We start from the raw sequence: 16,849 nt of genomic DNA, 5'->3' as shown, positions 1-16,849 counted from the left end.
CGAAATCAGCGTTAAATCAGCGATTTTAAATTATGTTAAGAAAAGATAAAATAGTTATATTAGATTTTGATCATACGATATTTAATACCGAGCTCTTCAAAAGACATTTGAAGACTATTTTTTTGCGTTATGGAATTACTTCTGATAGGTATGAGCAGACTTATAATTATATTAGAAAAAAATTAAAAAGACCGTATGATCCGGCTTTGCATGTTAGATTGTTGGAAGGCGAAATTACAGATATAAAAAGTTTGATGACAGAAGTCAATGGCCTAGTTGCTAATTCAAAAAATTATTTGTATGAAGATGTGATTTCTTTTTTGGAAAGCGTAAAAGATGATTGTGAATTATTTTTGGTATCATTAGGAGTAAAAAGATTTCAACAACCAAAAATTGATAATTGTAAGATAAATGGTTTTTTTACAAAAGTTTTGTTGACAGAAGGAGAAGGTGGTTTGAAAAAGGATATTTTGAAAGATCTGATTAATGAAAACAGAGATAAAAAAATTGCAATCATAGAGGATGTACCAGAAAATATTGATTATATAAAAAGAGGTTTTTCATATATTATTGCGATTAAGATTGAAAGACCAGGAGGCAAATATTCTGAAAGTAAGGCAGAATTAAATAATTTTACTGTAAAAGGTCTTTATCAAGCGACAAATATTGTTAAGTGTATACTTTAGTTATAAAGTTTATAAAGTTTTTAAAGTTATAAAGTTCTATGAAAAACATAACATCTTTGATTTTAGCAGCTGGAAAAGGAACAAGATTGAATTGTACTGATAGGCCAAAAGTAATGCTTATGATTGGAGACAAGCCAATGATAGAGTATCAAGTTAAAACAATGGAAGATTTGGGAGCGGACAGAATCATTTTGGTAATTGGATTTAGAGGAGATTTAATTAAAGATTACTTAAAAGATAGAGTAGAATATGTTGAACAAAAAGAACAATTAGGAACTGGACATGCGGTAATGATGGCAAAAGAAAAAATAAAAGATTTCGATGGATATGTTCTAATTGCTCCTGGTGATGCACCTTTTTTGACTTTGGAAATGTTAAACTCTTTAGTTACAAAATGTGAAGGAAGAGATTTAGATGGTTGTATTTTAAGCGTAAATTTAAAAGATCCATTAGAATATGGCAGAATTGTGCGAGATGAGAGTAACAATGTTTTAAGAATTGTTGAGAAAAAAGATGCAACGGAAGAGCAATTAAAAATTAAGGAAATAAATACCGGAGTATATTGTTTTAAGGCTAAAGCATTATTGGAAAATTTAGATTTAATTAGCAATAATAATGTTCAAAAAGAATATTATTTGACTGATTTGATTGAAATTATGAATAAAAAGGGATTGAAATTAGATACTGTTATCACTGACGATTTTGAGCATACAATGGGAATAAATAGACCCGAGGAGCTTGAAAGGGCGAGGCAGATTGTTAAATAAGTTAAATTGGTTAGATTGGTTAGACTAGTTAATTGTTAAATTGCTTCATTGTTATATTGTTAAATTGTTTATGAATATAATAAAATTAGCTGAGATAAATATTTTGGAAATTATTGAATATTTGAAAAATAATAAAGTTATTGTTGCGCCGACTGAAACCGCGTATGGATTATTAGCTAATGCTTTGAGTGATGAGGCTGTAAAAAAAGTTTTTGAAATTAAACAGCGAGAAATTAGCAAAGAATTGTCAGTCTTTATGAGAGATATTGAGATGGCAAAAAAATATGTTGAATTTAATGGTGAAGCGATGAGATTAGCTGAAAAATATTTGCCTGGTCCTTTGACTTTAGTTTTGAAGGTAAAAAAGAAAATGCCATTTGTTAAAAATAGTTTAGGAATTAGAATTTCAAATAATGATATAATTAAAAAGATTATGGAGAATGTTGATTTTCCAGTGACAGCAACAAGCGCAAATATTGCCAATGAAAAAGCTTGTTATTCTGTTGACGAGATTAAAGCTCAGTTTACTAATAAAGAAAAACAACCAGATTTGGTGATTGATGGCGGAAAATTAAATTTTGGGTGTATTTCTACTGTTATTGATTTAACTGGAGAAAAAGTTAAGATTTTGAGACAAGGGGATATTCGGATATTGAATATTAAATATTAGATCTATTTCTCGTTTTTTCTTAGTTCTGGTTAATTTTTTAAAATTTTGTTTATAAATAAGATATTCGGATATTAGAAATTAACGAAAAAAATTATGCTAAAAAAGACGGATCCAAAAATTTATAAGTTGATTAAGCAAGAAGAAAAAAGGCAAGCTGAATCAATTAGATTAATTCCTTCGGAAAATTATGTTTCCAAAGCAGTTTTAGAAGCAACTGGTTCAATTTTGACAAATAAATATTCTGAAGGCTATGCTAGAAAAAGATATTATGAAGGACAAGAGTTTATTGATCAAATTGAAGAGGAAGCAATAAGCCGAGCAAAAAAGTTGTTCAGAGCAGATCATGTTAATGTTCAGCCATATTCTGGCTCTCCAGCTAATTTGGCAGTCTATTTTGCTTTATTAAAACCAGGTGAAAAAATAATGGGAATGAGTTTGCCACATGGCGGACATTTGACGCATGGTTGGAAAGTGTCAGCTACTGCGAAATTTTTTAGTGCAGTTCAGTATACTGTTGATGAAAAAACAAAATTGTTAGATTATGACAAAATTTTAAGCTTGGCAAAACAAGAAAAACCAAGGATAATTGTTGCTGGTGCGACTGCTTATCCTAGAAAAATTGATTTTAAAAAATTCAAAGAAATTGCCGATTCGGTTAATGCATTGTTTTTGGCTGATATTGCCCATATTTCTGGCTTAGTTGCAGCAAATCTTCATCAAAGTCCAGTTCCTTATGCTGATGTTGTAACAACGACAACACACAAATCTTTGCGAGGACCAAGAGGAGCAATGATTATGTGTAAGGAAAAACACGCAAAAGCAATTGATAGAGCAGTATTTCCTGGCCTTCAAGGCGGACCACATGATAATACAACAGCAGCGATTGCGGTAGCATTGAAAGAGGCAAGTACTTCAAAGTTCAAAAATTATGCCAAACAAATTATTAAAAATGCTCAAGCTTTGGCTACAGAATTATTAAATTATGATTTTGATTTGGTAACAGGTGGAACTGACAATCATTTGATTTTGATTGATATGACTAACAAAAATTTATCTGGCAAACAGATGTCATCTGCTTTGATTAAGGCAGGAATTGAATGTAATGCTAATACTGTGCCTTATGACAAACGTTCGCCTTTTGATCCATCTGGAATAAGAATTGGAACGCCAGCTGTAACTACCTTAGGTACGAAAGAAAGAGAGATGAAAATTATTGCAGAATGGATGAAAGAGGTTAGCGAGAATGTTAACAATGAAAAAGTGTTAAAAAGGATTAAATATGAAGTCAAAAAGTTGTGTGGGAAGTTTGAGATGCCGGGAATGAAATAAATTTTAAATTACAAAATAACTAAATAACAAAAAACGGCTCGCGTGAGTCGTTTTTGATTATCTTTTTTCTGGTTTAACAAGGTTTAGGAATTCATCAATTTTTTTACATAATCTGATATGATATATTGCCTTATTATCTTGTTTTATTTTATAGAATCGAGGCTTATAGTTTAAAGATATAACGCACTTGAAAAAATCATTAGCTAGATTTGAAATATTGGAAACGAACATCATTGTTTTATATTTTCGATCTAGATAGATACTACCATCAGTTTCAATTAGACCTCTTATATAGTTTATCGTATATTGTTTGTTTTCTCTTATCCAATTTGGTATAAATACTTTTTGTTTAAATTTTGAGCCTTCTTTAGCTTGCCAACCTAATAATTTTGGCCAATAATTTGAGTAGCAACTAATGGTTGCACAATTTTCAAATTTACTATAGCTAGTACTAACTTTATTTGATGGTAATAGTTTTTGTAAAGATTTAGAAATTTTTTTAATTAAAAAAGGATATTTTGTGTCGCAGAATATCCTTAACCTTGTTGCTCTGCCATTTGGATTGGATAGATTACCGTCGCCCAAGGCTATTCCAATAATATAAGCTTGTAATTCTTTGTTTGAATTTAGAACTTTTTTATTCATTTAAAATGCCGAAGAAGGGAGTCGAACCCTTATGGACAGAGTCCACACGATTTTGAGTCGTGCGCGTAAACCATTCCGCCACTTCGGCGTAAAAATAAAAATTCTTTAAATCAATTTTATCTTGAATTTACGTTGTTGTCAATTTGAAATAATTATAGTATGATTATATACACATATGTCAAATATAATATCAATTGTAAATCAAAAAGGTGGAACGGGAAAAACAACTACAACAATTAATTTTGCTGCTGCTTTGGCTGAAATGGGAAAGAAGGTATTAATCGTTGACTTTGATCCACAGGGTAATGCAAGCTCTGGAGTGGGATTGGAAGTTAATGAAAAAACAAGAGGGATTTATGATGTTTTAACAGAAAAAGCAGAAATTAAAGAGGTAATTCAGGAATCAGTTGTTAAAAATCTTTTTGTGTTGCCAGCAAGTCAGGCTCTTGCTGCAGCAACGATTGAATTAGTGAATGTAAGTGATCGAGAATTTAGATTAAAAACTGCTTTAGAAAAATTAGATTTTTTTGAATTTATCTTGATTGATTGTCCTCCATCTTTAGGTTTATTGACAATTAACAGTTTAGTTGCTTCAAATTATGTTTTAATTCCAGTACAATGTGAGTATTATGCATTGGAAGGTTTAGGACAGTTATTAAAAACAATTCAACTAATAAAAGACAATTTACAGCCAAATTTGGAAATATTAGGAGTATTATTAACAATGCATGATCGAAGAATTAAATTATCGGAAGAAGTTGTATCTGAAGTTAGGACAAAATTTCCATTTAGAGTTTTTGATTCAATAATTCCTCGAAATGTAAGATTAGCTGAAGCTCCAAGTTTTGGAAAATCTATATTACAATATGCGTCTTGGTCTAAGGGTGCGAGAGCGTATCGCGGACTTGGTAAAGAAGTAGTTGAAGTGCTGAATGAAGCAAAAGTTACATTAGAACGAAGTTAGATAAGTTAGACTGGTTAGACTAAACGAAAATAAAATTAGTAAAACTAAGTAAAATTAATAAACGATAAAAATAATAAAATTGATAAAATTAATAAGCTGATAAAAAAGTAAAATTGTTAAAATAAAAAATTTATGTTAAATAAGAGTTTAGGACGAGGTTTGGAGTCATTGATTCCATTGAAGAAAAATCAATTTGTTAAAGATAATCAAAAAAAAGATACTGATGTAAAAACAGTTGAACGTTTGAAAAAGTTTTCACCAGCTTTGAGTGAATCTGTTGTTTTAGTTGATACAAAATTTATTGAACCAAATCCGCATCAGCCAAGAAAATATTTTGATGAACAGCAATTAAAAGAATTGGCAGAATCAATTAAAATTCATGGAATTTTACAGCCATTGATTGCGACAAAAGTTTTTGATAATCAATATCAGCTTTTAGCAGGTGAGAGAAGATTGCAGGCATCAAAGTTGGCTGGTTTAAAGCAAGTTCCGGTAATTGTAAGAGAACTAAATGAGCAACAGAAATTAGAAATGGCTTTGGTAGAGAATGTTCAAAGACAAGATTTAAATCCGATGGAAGAAGCTTTGGCATACAGCAGTTTAATTGATGAATTCAATTTAAAACAAGAGGATGTAGCTAAAAAAGTTGGCAAGAGCAGAGCGTTTATTACAAATACTTTAAGATTATTAACTTTGCCTCAAGAAATTCAAAAAGCAATTTTTGATAAGAAAATTAGTTTTGGACATGCAAAAGCTATTTTGGGTTTGAAGACAGAGGAAGAACAATTGAAATTATTTAAGAGTATTTTGTTGAACAATTTGAGTGTTCGGGCTTCTGAAAGTGGTGCGAAAAAAGTAAAAGTAAAAGATCATGTTAGATCATTCAGTCAAAAAACTCCTCTAATTATGGATTATGAGGAGCGTTTAGCCCAATCTCTAGGAACTAAGGTAGAAATCAAGAAGACTGGTAAATCTGGTAAAGTTATAGTTGATTTCTTTTCTGAAGAAGAGTTAGGAAATATTATGGAAGTTATAGCAGGAAAGCCACAGATCTGAAACAGATAACTTAACTAATTTACACAGATACACAGATAAATTTTTTAAATCCTTCGTACGTCAATTATTCCTTCAATTTTTGATACTTCGTGTAAAACCTCGAAAAACTGATCGAGGTTTTTTATTTCAAGATGAAGACACATAATAAAGGTGTCTTTTTTTGGATTTGATTTTGAATGAAAGTTTTCAATATTTACTCCAAAATTAGATAAAAGTGTGGCAATATCTTTGATCATACCAATGCGATTTAAACTTTCGACTTCAATCTTTGCATGATAATTTTCTTTAAGATCTTGGTCCCAACAAGCATCAACTATTCTTCCTTGGTCTGGTTTTTTTAATTCTTTGCAATTATATTTGTGAATACTTGCTCCTTCAGATCTTGTAATATGAGCTTTAATTTTGTCATTAATCGTTGGATTGCAACATTTGGCAATTTTTGTTAAAAATCCTCCTGTGTCGGAAATTATTGCACGAGGTTGAGGCTCTTTTTTGAAGAAAAGGAATTGTTTGTCATCTTTTTTTAGAATATCTTTTTCTTCATAAACAGCTTTAATAACTTGATTCAAATTAATTTCGCCTTCGCCTAACGCGGTAAATAAACCATCTAAATCAATATAATTCAATTTTTGAAGTGCTTTTGTTATTTTATTTTTTGGGACAGTTTCAATTGGTTTGTGTCCAAGTTGAGCAAGTTCATTGTTCAGGATTTTTTTACCATAAGCAATATTTTTGTCTTTATTAACTTGTTTGAACCAAGTTTTGATTTTGCTTTGAGCAATGCTTGTTTTAGCAAAAGTTAGCCAATCTCTTTTTGGCTTTGCAATAGATGAAGTAATGATGTTTACAACGTCGCCATTTTTAATTTTGTTATCTAGCGATGCAATATGTCCATTTATCCAAACTTCCTTACAACGATGACCAATTTCGGTATGAACTTGATAGGCAAAGTCAATTGGCGTGGCATTTTCTGGTAAATCTAAGACATCGCCTTTTGGAGTAAAAGCAAAAATTCTGTCTTTAAAAATATCAATTTTAAGAGATTCGGCAAATTTTTCAGAACGATTTTTGATCGGCAATTCTTTTTGCCAATCAGTCAATTTTTTAATCCAAGCAATTTTTTCAGCTGGCAATCTAGCAGGATTTTTGGGTTTTCCAGCTTCGTCATATTGCCAATGAGCAGCAATACCGCATTCTGCTTCTTCATGCATTTTTGATGTTTTAATTTGAATTTCAATGATCTCGCCATCAGGTCTGATGACAGTTGTATGAATTGATTGATAACCATTTGTTTTCGGTAAAGCAATATAATCTTTAATTCTGCCAATTAATGGTCGCCAGTTTTGATGAATAAATCCTAAAACTGTGTAGCATGTTGGAACATCTTTAACGACAACTCTTAAAGCAACGATATCATAAATTTCATTGATATTTTTATTATTGCGCAATAATTTTTTGTAAAGACTATAATAGTGTTTTGCACGTCCATGAATATCAATGTATTCAATATTTGCGTTTTTAAGTTTTCTTTTTAGATCAATAATTACTTTGCTAATATATTTTTTTCTTTCTTCAATTTTCTTTTGTGTTAAACTTTTGACCCAATTGTATTCATTTGGCATCAGAATCGGAAAGGCATAATCTTCCAATTGTCCTTTTAATTCGCCCATGCAAAGACGATTGGCTAATGGAGCATAAATATCTAATGTTTCTCGCGCTTTTTCTTGTCTTTTTTTTGGCTCTTTATAATTTAAAGTAGCCATATTGTGATAGCGATCAGCTAATTTAATTAGAACAACTCTAATGTCTTGAGCCATAGCTAAAAACATTCGTCTGATATTTTCTGCGGAATAGCTTTTAATATTTTCTTGATAAACAACAGCTTGTTTTAATTTTGTAACGCCTGAAACTAATTTTGCAACTTCATTGCCAAATTCTTTCTTAATATCTTCGAGCTTGATTGATGTATCTTCAACTGTATCATGAAGTAAGGCTGCAATAATTGTAGTTGCATCAAGATTCATGTCAATTAAAAAAAGAGCCACTTTAAGAGGGTGGGTAATATAAGGCTCTTTGCTTTCGCGGAATTGTCCAGCATGGCAATTATTGGCAAAAGTGAAAGCCTTCTTGATTTGTTCAAGCTCATTTTCTTGATATAATATTTTTGCTTTGTCGAAAAAAAGTTTTGTATCCATAGCAAGATAGTATTATCATAAAATTAAATAATCATCAAGTCAAATTGTGTAGTTAGTAATTAGTAACCAGTTACTAGTAATTAGGAAATATTGTCATTGACAGTAATTTCAGATTATGTTAAATTTTGATGTTGTTCTTTACAGCAAGGAGGGGAAGGAAAGTGGAAGAAAAAATATTGCCAATCGAAATCGATCCAGAATTGTTAAGAGTGTATAACGAATATGAAGAAGCACAAACTATTTATCAGAAATCATTTTCAGATCCTGAATACAAGAACAAATTGATTGCATTAATTGTTACTTTTTGTGCTTTAATTCTAGCTTTAATTCTTCTTTTTACAGCTGATATTTTTGGATACAAGATCCTTTTGTTGCCAGTTTTAATTGGTTGCACATCATTTGGATTTGTTATTTATCATCTTTTGAAAGAAAGAAATCGAGAGGCGCATTTTGAAAGGATGTCTCATGATAAAATTCTGAATATAAAGTACAAGCTTGGTATGATGATTGTTACTTTTAATGAGATAATTGATCTAGGAAGAAAGTTCGATGTGAAGGTCTTTAAGCAAAGAAGAGAAAATTTATTGAGATTAGCGAGTCAGTTGAAAAAGGCGGAAGAGAGTGGAGAAAATTTAGAACAAGCGATAGAGGCAATCAGACATGAATTTGTTTTTGGTCAAAAAATGTTAATTCAATCGTACTTAGTTCGTTGATCACCTGAAAGGTGATTTTTTTTATTCATAAAAAACCCTGCTATTAGCAGGGTAGAAATTATTTTTCTTGTTTTTCTGGCTGGTCTTTTGTGAAATCGCATTCTTTGCTGGAACATTTTATTTTTTTGTCAGTAGCAAAGACTAATAAGGATTGGCATTTTGGACATTTTTCGCCAGTTGGTTTGCTCCAATAGGCATTTTTGCATTCAGGATATTTATTACAGGCAAAGAAAGTTTTTCCTCTTTTTGATCTTTTTTCAATAATATCGCCTTTACCGCATTTTGGACATTTGACTCCAGTTGCTTTTTCAATTGGCTTGGTTGTTTTACATTCTGGATATTTAGAGCAAGCTAGGAATTGGCCGAAGCGTCCTTGTTTAACGATCATGGATGAACCACATTTTTCACATTTTTCGCCAGCATATTTTTTTTCTAGTTCTTCTTTTTCTTTCTTTTCTGATTCAATTGGTTCAGCAAATTTACATTCTGGAAAACCAGAACAAGCTTGGAATTTGCCAAAACGTCCGTATTTGATGACTACTGGTTTTCCGCATTTTGGGCATTTTTTGCCAGTTTCTTCTTCAAATTTTTTGACTTCTTTTTCTTTTTCTTTCAAATTTTTGGCAAATGGATCATAAAATTCCTTGATAGTAGGTTGCCATTTTTTTTCGCCTTCGGCAATTTTATCTAAGCTATCTTCCATTAAAGCAGTAAATTTGATATCAACGATTTGAGGAAAATGTTCGACTAGAAGATCGTTGACTAAAATACCGACTTCAGTAGGATAGAATTTGCGATTTTCGTCTTTGGCAATATAATTACGAAGTTGAATTGTAGATATTGTTGGTGCATAAGTTGATGGACGGCCAATGCCTTGTTCTTCAAGTGCTTTAATTAAAGTTGCTTCAGAATAACGAGCTGGCGGTTCAGTCATGTGCTTGCTTGGTAATAATTTTATGAAATCTAGATTTTCTTCTTTTGTTAATACTGGCAAAATTACTTCTTTAAGTGGTAATTTTCCATCTTGAGCATAAACTTTTAAGAAACCAGCAAATTTGACAGTTGAACCATTAGATCTAAATGTATAATTTTTTGCTTTGATATCAACAGAAACAGAATCTAAAGTTGCTTGTTGCATTTGGCATGCAAGAGCTCTTTGCCAAATGAGGCGATAAAGTTTATATTGTTTTGGATCTAAATTGTTTTGAATTTCATCAGGAACTCTAGCAAAAGAAGTAGGCCTGATTGCTTCGTGAGCTTCTTGAGCGCCTTTTGATTTTGTCTTAAAACGTCTTGGTTCAGGTAGAGCGTACTCTGAACTAAATTTTTGTTCAATAACATTTTTTGCTTCTGCTAATGCATCTTCTGCTAAATTAACAGAATCTGTTCTCATGTAAGTAATTAAGCCTGTTGATTTGCCATCAATATTAATACCTTCATACAATTGTTGAGCCAACATCATTGTTTGTTTAGCAGAAAAGCCTAATTTTTTGGAAGCTTCTTGTTGCAAAGTACTTGTTGTGAATGGAGGAGTTGGTGACTTTTTGATTTCTTTTTTTACGATATCGGAAACTAAATATTTTGCATTATTAAGATCAGCGACAATTTTGTTTGCTTGTTCTTGATTTTTAATATCGAGTTTTTTAAAGACAGTTTCGTCTTTTTTAATTAGTCTGGCTAAAAATGTTTCTTTAGCATCTTTCTTCTTTAATTCAGCTTCAATTTGCCAGTATTCTTGTTCTTTGAATTTTTCTCTTTCTCTTTCTTTGTCAACGATTAAGCGAACTGCAACAGATTGAACACGTCCAGCTGATAATCCTCGTCTAATTTTTTTCCACAAAAAAGGTGATAGTTTATAACCTACCAATCGATCTAAAACACGTCTTGCTTGTTGAGCATCGACTAAATTTAAATTAATTTTTCTTGGCTTTTTTAAAGCATTTAAAATTGCTTTTTCAGTGATTTCATGAAAAACAATGCGATCAGCTTTGTCTTGATCAAGATCTAATGCTTTTACCAAATGCCAAGCAATTGCTTCTCCTTCGCGGTCTTCATCAGTTGCAAGTATAACACTATCAGCTTTTTTAGTTTCTTTTTTAAGAATGCTGACTTGTTTTTTGGCTTTAGTTGGAATAATGTATTTTGGTTCAAAATTATTGTCAACATCAACTCCAAGCTCAGCTTTGGGAAGATCGCGGATATGACCATAGGAAGATTCAATAATGTAATCTTTCTTTGGCAAAAAACGAGTGATTGTGCGGGCTTTTGTTGGAGACTCAACTATGACTAGTTTTGACATAAATTATTTTAGATATTATTAATTCTTATACTAACTTATTAATAAGGTTTGTCAAATGGTAACGAGAATTAAGAATAACGAATCATGAATTATGATTGGAATAATGAATAGGGAATCTTGATTCTTAATTCATTATTCATTATTCATAATTCTCATTATTATGAGAATTAATTTTGTTATCTTGCCAATACATAATTCATAGCACCCAAATTTCTTACCTTGCCCTTCATTTCCATCATTGTCAAAGTTGCACTAACTTGAGAGGAAGGCATTTTGGATTGCTGTACAATTTTATCAATATGGACAGGTTCTTTTGTTATTATTTTTAATAATATTTCTTCTTCTTTGCTTTCTGGAACTATTTCTTTAGTCTGTTGATAAGATGTGGCGAGAGATAAATTTAATTCATCTAAAATATCTTGAGCGCAAGTGATTAATTTTGCGCCTTGTTTAATTAAATTATTCGGACCAATTGAATTTTGAGAATAAATACTGCCAGGAATAGCAAAAATATCTCGATTATGTTCAAGTCCAAATTTTGCGGTGATTAGAGCTCCAGAATCAGAAGGTGCTTCAATAACTAAGATTCCTAAAGACATGCCAGAGACAATTCTGTTTCGAGCAGGAAAATGTTGTTTTAATGGCAAAGTATTAATTGGATATTCAGAAATAACTGCACCATGTTGAGAAACAATTTCTGATAAAGATTTGTTGCAATATGGATAAATATGTTGGTGGTCAAGGCCTGAACCTAAAACTGCAATTGTTCGACCAGAAGCGGCAATTGCAGCTTGATGAGCAAAAGTATCAGCGCCTAATGCAAGACCTGAAATGATTGTTATTTTATTGCTAGCTAATTCATGAACAATATCAGGAATGACTTGTTTTCCATATTGAGAAATTTTTCTAGTTCCAACAACGCTAATTGCAAATTCATCTTGTTCTTTTAATTCGCCTCTGACATAAAGTAGGGCAGGCGGATCATAAATTTCTTTGAGCAATTTTGGATAGGCTTTATCTTTGATAGTGATAATATGGATGTTCTCTTTTTCTAATTTTTCCATTTCAGAATCTACTGAAATAGTAGGCCTTTTGACCAAAATATAATCAATAACTTTGTCTTCTAGACCAGCTTTGCTTAATTCTAAAGAATCAGCGAACCAAACTTGTTCCATAGTTTCGAAATGGGTGTAGAGTTTTTTGAATCTTCTGGCGCCGATTCTTAGATTTTGATTTAAAGCATTCCAATATTTAAGATCATCGCTAATCATTTGCAAATTTTTGCGAATTATTTGCTAATAAAAATAATTTATGTCTTTACAGTAACATAAAAAAGGAATTTTAGACAAACTATTGACAAAAATACAAAAATACAATATACTCTGTTTCTAATAATAATTTAATTTAATTTTATGGTTAACGAACAAAATCAAATTCAAAATCAAGAAGGAAAAAAACAAAAAAGAGAAAAAGTATTAAAAATTGTTTTCGGAATTATTTTTGGTATTTTAGTTTTAGGTTTAGGTGGATATTTGATTGCTTTTTTAGCTACTGATAATCTAGGATTTAAAAATTATATTAGTTTTAAGAAAGATAAAAAAACTGAAGAAATTAAAACAAATGAATCAGCAAATGAACAAAAAGAAAATATTAATGAGAACACAAATATTGTTAATGAAAATGTAAATTCTAAAAATGAAGATATTACTTCTGATTGGTTAGAATTTGATATTCAAGGAATTTCATTCTTATATCCTGAGGTATTAGATCAAAGCAAAAAAGTTAGACAAATTGATATTCCTGGTGAAAGAAAATATGATTTTTATGATTTTGGTATTTTTGGTGTAGGTATTATTAATAACGATGCAAATGAATCTTTGAAAGATGTTATTACTTATAATTTTGATCAAGATAATCTATTACAATTAGAAAATGTAAAAATCGGTAAAGATCAAAAAATTAATGCTTTGAAAGTTACGGTTACTGATGAATATAGCGAAAATTATGGCGTTCTAGGAATTAAATATTTCTTTGCAAATGGTGGTAAAGTATATACAATTACTCCTGGTCAGTCTTTTCCAACAAAAGAAGCTGAAGATTATTATGTAAAGAATAATCTTAAAACTATTGATGCTTTGATTGAGACAATTCAAATCAAAAATTAAGCCTTCCTTTATATACTTTTAAAAGAATGAATATTTGTAAAATCTGTAATAAAATAAATTATTTTTTGAAAATAATTTTGGTATTACGGCTGGCAAGCAAAAAATTGTAAACTTTGTTTTAAAGAATTTTTCCAATCTGGTCCTAGATCAGATTGGTTTATTTTTATTTCATTATCTTCAATGTCCCATTGAGGATTTTTTTTGATCAATGAGTAGGCATTTTCGTAGTTTGTTTGACCGATGAAGTTGACGACAAAACGATTGTAGCTTTTGCCATTTGGCAGATTAATCTGTTTTGTTTTGATATATTTAATTTTTGCTTTTTGAGAAATTATTTTTAATTCTAAAATATAGAATAAATTATTAACATAGTTAATTTGGGTATTTACTTCAGCGCTAATATTTGGAACATCTTTTAGCAAATTATTTTTTTGCTGTTGCAATTCATCAATATTCTCAATATTGGCAATTTGTTGATAAAGCTTCAAGCGTTTTTCAAAGTTTGGAAATATTTTTTCAGGCAAATATGCAGATAATGGCAAATCAAGTGTTGGAGAAATTTTTTCTTCTAATACTTTTTCTTGTCCTGATTTTAGATCTTTAATTGCTTGATTTAAAAGTCGGCAATATAAATTTAAGCCAACTGTGGTGACAGCTCCTGATTGTTCTTTGCCTAAAATATTTCCAGCGCCTCTAATTTCAAGATCTCGTAAAGCCAATTGAAAACCAGAGCCTAATTCTTTTGCTTCAAGCAATGCTTCTAATCTTCTTCTAGCTTTTTCTTTTAACTCTGTACTTTTATATAAAAAATAGGCATAGGCTTGTTTTTGTCCACGTCCAACTCTACCTTTTAGTTGATATAAATCAGCGAGGCCAAAATTTGAAGCATTATCAATGATAATCGTATTAACATTTGGAACATCAAGACCGTTTTCAATAATTGATGAAGCAACTAGAATATCAATTTTCTTGTCATAGAATTCAGCCATTATTTTTTCCAAATTGTTTTCTGGCATTTGTCCATGAGCAAAAGCAACTGAAATTGGTTTTTTATATTTTTCAATCAATTTTTTAATTTTTTCAGTTGCTGCTTGAATTGTTTGAACTTTATTATGAAGAAAATAAATTTGGCCATTGCGATCTAATTCTTTTTTGAAAGCATTAAAAATAATATTTTCAGAATATGGTTTGATGTAATTTGCAACAGATTGACGTCCTGGTGGAGGAGTACTAATGATGCTGATATCGCGAAGTCCTGATAATGATAAATTTAAAGTTCTTGGAATTGGTGTTGCTGATAATGCTAAAATATCAATGTTGGCTTTTAATTTTTTGATTGTTTCTTTATGTTTTACGCCAAATCTTTGTTCCTCATCTAAAACTAAAAGTCCGAGATCTTTAAATTTAATATCATTAGACAAAAGTCGGTGAGTGCCAATGATAATATTAATTTGACCTGTTGATAATTTTTCTAAAATATCTTGTTGTTGCAATTTTGATTGAAAGCGAGAAATGACAGCAATTTTTAAATCAAAATTTTCTAATCGATTTTTAAAATTATCGAAATGTTGTTTGGCAAGAATTGTGGTAGGACAAAGAATGGCAACTTGTTTTTTGTCTTGAGCAGCTTTGAAAGCAGCGCGCAAAGCGATTTCAGTTTTGCCAAAACCAACATCTCCGCAAATTAAACGATCCATTGGTTTTTTTGATTTTTTCTTTTCCATGTCATCTTTTACTTCTTTGATAACTTTGATTTGGTCAGGAGTTTCTTGATATGGAAAACTATTTTCTAATTCTTTTTGAATTTCATTGTCAGGAGAAAAAGTAAAGCCATGTGATTTTTCGCGATTGGCGTAAATTTTTAGAAGATCTTTGGCAATAATTTCAGTTCTTTTTTTAATTTTGCTTTTTAATTCTTGCCATGATGCAGTATGGAGACGATTAATTTTGGGATGTGATTGGCCGATATATTTGGTTATTTTTTCAGAATATTCGACAGGCAAAAAAAGTTTATCATTGTCAGCATATTCTAAAATTAGATATTCTTTTTCAATATTATCAATAATTCTTTTTGTCGTTCCTTTGAATAAACAGATGCCATGATCTTCATGGACTAAAAAGTCATTAATTTTTAATTCGGAAATAAAAGCTTCATTAATGCTTTTTTTATTTTCAGTTTTTTCTTGAATTATTTCATTGTCAGTTAAAAATAATAATTTTTGCTGATTGCTTTTGAATCCAAAAATATTTTTTAAGTATTCTTTTTTTTCAAGGATTATTTTTGAAAAATTTATATTTAAATTTGTAAATATTTTTTTAATTGCTTTTTCATCTTGAGTGAGAATAATTATTTTATAATCATGATATTTTTGCAATTCTTTTTTTAAGGCTAATAAATTATTGCTAAAATTTGGAATTGAAACAAAATCAAAATCAATTGTTTTTTCTTCTGGAAAAGATTGGATAATGATTTGAGTGAAATCATTAATTGATTTTTCAAATTCTTGATATGGTTTGTAAGAGAATGGATCAATTGATTCTTTTAAACTTTCTGGATCATTAATTATTGCAATTGCTTTTTTTGGCATTTTTAAATAATCAGATAATTTTCCATTGCTGTCATTTGTTTTGATTGGAGGAATTAAAATGGAATTAACTTTTTGTAATCCTTTTTTGTTTTTTGGATCAAAAATTTGAATGTCTTCAATTTTATTGCCAATGAATTCGATTCTGATTGGATATTTTTTATTGATTGGAAAAATTTCGATAAGTCCGCCTTTTTTAGAAAAATATCCTTTTGTAACTGCATTTGTATCTCGCTCATAGCCTTGAGTAGAAAAATCTTTAGCTAAATCATTTGGATCAATTAACTCATTTTTTGTCGCGCTTGAAAAATTTCTTTCAAAATTGCTAATTTTTGGACAAGTGCTATTTAGATATTCAATTGGAATAATATAAAATCCTGATTTGTTTTCAGAAATATCGGATAAGAAATTTTGTTTTTTAATAAAATCTTGTCTGATTTTTTCATTATCTAAATCTAGCGATTTTTCATCAATTGGTTTGAAGATTCTAATTGTAATATTTTCTTGCCAGTTTTTTAGATTATTATATGTAGATATTGCCAATTGATGATTTTTGACGAAATAAAAAATCGGCTGATCCATATTTTTTGGGGGTATCAGCTTGGTAATAATGTATGGCTTTGCTTGTTCACAAATACCGGTTAATACCGTTTTTTTGCTTGAAGAAAGCGTTTTGGCTAGAATTTCTAGCATAGAGAGATGATAGCATACTTGAGCCAAAAAAGCAAGACAAAACATTGACTTTTAATTATTTATGTTTTATACTTATATGTTT

13 protein-coding genes and 1 tRNA gene are annotated in these 16,849 nt (G+C 30.1%); 8 read left to right on the top strand and 6 right to left on the bottom strand.

The features are described 5' to 3' along the window. Positions 1-32 precede the first annotated feature (32 nt). The 4 genes from WC663_03510 to glyA all read left to right on the top strand — a co-directional run bounded on the left by WC663_03510 (position 33) and on the right by glyA (position 3,452). Positions 33-686, top strand: coding sequence for an HAD hydrolase-like protein (locus tag WC663_03510; protein MFA6296395.1), 654 nt, complete (start codon positions 33-35; stop codon positions 684-686). Between the two features lie 38 nt (positions 687-724). Beyond that, complete coding sequence (locus WC663_03505; GenBank protein MFA6296394.1) at positions 725-1,453, top strand: sugar phosphate nucleotidyltransferase; 729 nt, start codon at positions 725-727, stop codon at positions 1,451-1,453. A 70-nt stretch (positions 1,454-1,523) separates the two neighbouring features. Beyond that, positions 1,524-2,123 (top strand): L-threonylcarbamoyladenylate synthase, encoded by a 600-nt coding sequence (locus WC663_03500; GenBank protein MFA6296393.1) that lies wholly within the window; start codon positions 1,524-1,526, stop codon positions 2,121-2,123. Positions 2,124-2,216: 93 nt separating this feature from the next. Beyond that, positions 2,217-3,452 carry a serine hydroxymethyltransferase gene (gene glyA, locus WC663_03495; protein ID MFA6296392.1) on the top strand — a complete coding sequence of 412 codons (1,236 nt, stop codon included), beginning with the start codon at positions 2,217-2,219 and terminating at the stop codon, positions 3,450-3,452. 57 nt (positions 3,453-3,509) lie between these two features. Here the strand turns inward: glyA and WC663_03490 are convergent, their stop codons facing one another. Continuing rightward, complete coding sequence (locus WC663_03490; GenBank protein ID MFA6296391.1) at positions 3,510-4,097, bottom strand: LAGLIDADG family homing endonuclease; 588 nt, start codon at positions 4,095-4,097, stop codon at positions 3,510-3,512. Positions 4,098-4,103: 6 nt separating this feature from the next. Beyond that, positions 4,104-4,185 (bottom strand) — tRNA-Leu (locus WC663_03485). A gap of 87 nt (positions 4,186-4,272) precedes the next feature. Between WC663_03485 and WC663_03480 the strand changes: the two genes are divergently transcribed. Further along, positions 4,273-5,061, top strand: a complete 789-nt coding sequence (locus tag WC663_03480; protein MFA6296390.1) for an AAA family ATPase — start codon at positions 4,273-4,275, stop codon at positions 5,059-5,061. Between the two features lie 132 nt (positions 5,062-5,193). Continuing rightward, a complete protein-coding gene (locus tag WC663_03475; GenBank protein ID MFA6296389.1) occupies positions 5,194-6,117 on the top strand; it encodes a ParB/RepB/Spo0J family partition protein in 924 nt (307 codons plus the stop codon). A 44-nt stretch (positions 6,118-6,161) separates the two neighbouring features. On the opposite strand, the gene WC663_03470 is transcribed toward WC663_03475, so the two are convergent. Beyond that, positions 6,162-8,312 carry a bifunctional (p)ppGpp synthetase/guanosine-3',5'-bis(diphosphate) 3'-pyrophosphohydrolase gene (locus WC663_03470; GenBank protein ID MFA6296388.1) on the bottom strand — a complete coding sequence of 717 codons (2,151 nt, stop codon included), beginning with the start codon at positions 8,310-8,312 and terminating at the stop codon, positions 6,162-6,164. A 128-nt stretch (positions 8,313-8,440) separates the two neighbouring features. Between WC663_03470 and WC663_03465 the strand changes: the two genes are divergently transcribed. After that, positions 8,441-9,025: a hypothetical protein gene (locus tag WC663_03465; protein ID MFA6296387.1), complete on the top strand. Its 585-nt coding sequence runs from the start codon at positions 8,441-8,443 to the stop codon at positions 9,023-9,025. A 58-nt stretch (positions 9,026-9,083) separates the two neighbouring features. On the opposite strand, the gene topA is transcribed toward WC663_03465, so the two are convergent. Both topA and dprA read right to left on the bottom strand, forming a co-directional pair. Beyond that, positions 9,084-11,324, bottom strand: a complete 2,241-nt coding sequence (gene topA, locus WC663_03460) for a type I DNA topoisomerase (GenBank protein MFA6296386.1) — start codon at positions 11,322-11,324, stop codon at positions 9,084-9,086. 176 nt (positions 11,325-11,500) lie between these two features. Beyond that, positions 11,501-12,595: a DNA-processing protein DprA gene (gene dprA, locus WC663_03455; protein MFA6296385.1), complete on the bottom strand. Its 1,095-nt coding sequence runs from the start codon at positions 12,593-12,595 to the stop codon at positions 11,501-11,503. A gap of 141 nt (positions 12,596-12,736) precedes the next feature. Between dprA and WC663_03450 the strand changes: the two genes are divergently transcribed. Next, on the top strand, positions 12,737-13,489 hold the full coding sequence (locus tag WC663_03450; protein MFA6296384.1) for a hypothetical protein: 753 nt from the start codon (positions 12,737-12,739) through the stop codon (positions 13,487-13,489). Positions 13,490-13,572: 83 nt separating this feature from the next. On the opposite strand, the gene mfd is transcribed toward WC663_03450, so the two are convergent. Beyond that, a complete protein-coding gene (gene mfd, locus WC663_03445) occupies positions 13,573-16,767 on the bottom strand; it encodes a transcription-repair coupling factor (protein MFA6296383.1) in 3,195 nt (1,064 codons plus the stop codon). Positions 16,768-16,849: the final 82 nt, after the last annotated feature.

The sequence above is a fragment of the Patescibacteria group bacterium genome (genome assembly GCA_041662665.1).
Lineage (GTDB): Bacteria > Patescibacteriota > JABMPQ01 > JABMPQ01 > JAQVVF01 > JAQVVF01.
The sequence above is the reverse complement of the archived record's forward strand: the minus strand, read 5'-3'. Positions and strand labels throughout refer to the sequence as shown.

What these genes read in the sequence shown, in the direction of transcription:
- WC663_03500 (MFA6296393.1), top strand. Translation starts at nt 1,524, where the DNA reads ATGAATATAATAAAATTAGCTGAGATAAATATTTTGGAAATTATTGAA.
- WC663_03510 (MFA6296395.1), top strand. Translation starts at nt 33, where the DNA reads ATGTTAAGAAAAGATAAAATAGTTATATTAGATTTTGATCATACGATA.
- dprA (MFA6296385.1), bottom strand. Translation starts at nt 12,595, where the DNA reads ATGATTAGCGATGATCTTAAATATTGGAATGCTTTAAATCAAAATCTA.
- glyA (MFA6296392.1), top strand. Translation starts at nt 2,217, where the DNA reads ATGCTAAAAAAGACGGATCCAAAAATTTATAAGTTGATTAAGCAAGAA.
- WC663_03480 (MFA6296390.1), top strand. Translation starts at nt 4,273, where the DNA reads ATGTCAAATATAATATCAATTGTAAATCAAAAAGGTGGAACGGGAAAA.
- WC663_03465 (MFA6296387.1), top strand. Translation starts at nt 8,441, where the DNA reads ATGTTGTTCTTTACAGCAAGGAGGGGAAGGAAAGTGGAAGAAAAAATA.
- topA (MFA6296386.1), bottom strand. Translation starts at nt 11,324, where the DNA reads ATGTCAAAACTAGTCATAGTTGAGTCTCCAACAAAAGCCCGCACAATC.
- WC663_03450 (MFA6296384.1), top strand. Translation starts at nt 12,737, where the DNA reads ATGGTTAACGAACAAAATCAAATTCAAAATCAAGAAGGAAAAAAACAA.
- WC663_03490 (MFA6296391.1), bottom strand. Translation starts at nt 4,097, where the DNA reads ATGAATAAAAAAGTTCTAAATTCAAACAAAGAATTACAAGCTTATATT.
- WC663_03505 (MFA6296394.1), top strand. Translation starts at nt 725, where the DNA reads ATGAAAAACATAACATCTTTGATTTTAGCAGCTGGAAAAGGAACAAGA.
- mfd (MFA6296383.1), bottom strand. Translation starts at nt 16,767, where the DNA reads ATGCTAGAAATTCTAGCCAAAACGCTTTCTTCAAGCAAAAAAACGGTA.
- WC663_03475 (MFA6296389.1), top strand. Translation starts at nt 5,194, where the DNA reads ATGTTAAATAAGAGTTTAGGACGAGGTTTGGAGTCATTGATTCCATTG.
- WC663_03470 (MFA6296388.1), bottom strand. Translation starts at nt 8,312, where the DNA reads ATGGATACAAAACTTTTTTTCGACAAAGCAAAAATATTATATCAAGAA.